The organism is Collinsella sp. OM08-14AT (genome assembly GCF_003438115.1).
GTDB lineage: Bacteria > Actinomycetota > Coriobacteriia > Coriobacteriales > Coriobacteriaceae > Collinsella.
Genome location: NZ_QSTE01000039.1, coordinates 1 through 1,244, shown reverse-complemented (window position 1 = coordinate 1,244; position 1,244 = coordinate 1). Strand labels below are relative to the sequence as shown.

Annotated in this window: 1 protein-coding gene; it reads right to left on the bottom strand. The window is 69.7% G+C overall.

Features of this window, described 5'->3' with window-relative positions; translation table 11 throughout:
• Positions 1-4: 4 nt before the first annotated feature.
• On the bottom strand, positions 5-1,117 hold the full coding sequence (locus DXC18_RS10305) for an IS110 family transposase (RefSeq protein WP_233509071.1): 1,113 nt from the start codon (positions 1,115-1,117) through the stop codon (positions 5-7).
• Between the last annotated feature and the right edge of the window lie 127 nt (positions 1,118-1,244).

Sequence of the window (1,244 nt, the reverse complement as noted above, 5' to 3'; positions counted from 1 at the left end):
CCCCCTACGCCTCCTCGGCCATGAGGCCGACCGCCCACACCCAGCAGGCGAGCTCGCGCGCCGTGGCCACGTTCGCCTTGTTGCCGTGGACCCCGCGCGCGAGCAGCGCCTCCCGCCTCTCGACCAGCCTCCGCACGCCCTTGGCGGCATGCCTCCGGGCGCCCCGGTCCGGGGCCTGGCCCCTGGCGAGGTCCTTCGGCCGCCCCGAGCACGTCAGGTAGTGCCACGCGGCCTCGACCAGCGTCTTCCTCAGGTGCTTGTTGCCGGCCTTGGTGATCGCGCCCCTGCGGTCGCTCTCCCCGCTGGAGTGCTCGGAGGGCGTCAGGCCGACCCACGCCGCGAACGAGCGGGCGTTCCTGAACCTCGAGAACTCGCCGGCCTCGAACACGAGGTCGGCGGCGGACGCGGTGTCTACGCCCTTGAGGCAGCGCAGGGAGTCGACCCTCCTCCTCCACCTGGGCTTGCGGGCCTCGGCCTCGACGAGCCCCTCGAGCCTCGCCTTCTCCTCCGCCGCCCGCCTGACCGCGTCGACGTAGTAGGCGAGCACGTCGTTGTCGGCCCCCTCCGCGAACCTTATCGACTCGATCCAGGACCAGTGCGCCCGGGTCCAGTTGCCCTTCCTGCGGCCGGTGGGCGTCCTCTCGTCGAAGACGAGCCCGTGCCTGAGCAGGAACTTGGAGAGCCGCTGCTTCGAGCGCGAGAGGTCGTCCCTCGCGTCCTCGAGCGCCCTGGTCAGGTCGCGGGCGGCCTCGCACTCGTCGTCGGGGACCCACACCTCGACCACGTTGCCGACCGACAGCATGCGGGCGAGGAACTCGGCGTCGTTGCGGTCGTTCTTCCTGCGCCTGTCCGCGCTGGGCTTGATCATCTTCGAGACGGCGCCGACCACGCAGTCGACCCCCAGGCCGGAGAGCCTCTTCTGCAGGTCGAACCCCGTGACCCCGGACTCGTACACGCACCTGGCCCCGGGGTCCACGGAACGGACCCACTCCGCGACGGCGCCGGCGTCGTAGCCGAAGGTCGCGGCGCGCACCTCCCCGGTCATGACGTCGAGGGAGACGGCCTTTATCGAGCGGGCGTGGACGTCGAGGCCGATGAAGGTGGTAGTATCGAGCATGGGAGCCCCTTCCATGAATGCGGCGTGGCCGCCGCGGCTGAATTAGACACTCACCATTGTCGGCCTAATCCGCGGTCTTTCATGCAGCAGGGGCTCTCAATGTTTTTATGTCCTGCTCATATCGTCT

What these genes read in the sequence shown, in the direction of transcription:
- DXC18_RS10305 (WP_233509071.1), bottom strand. Translation starts at nt 1,117, where the DNA reads ATGCTCGATACTACCACCTTCATCGGCCTCGACGTCCACGCCCGCTCG.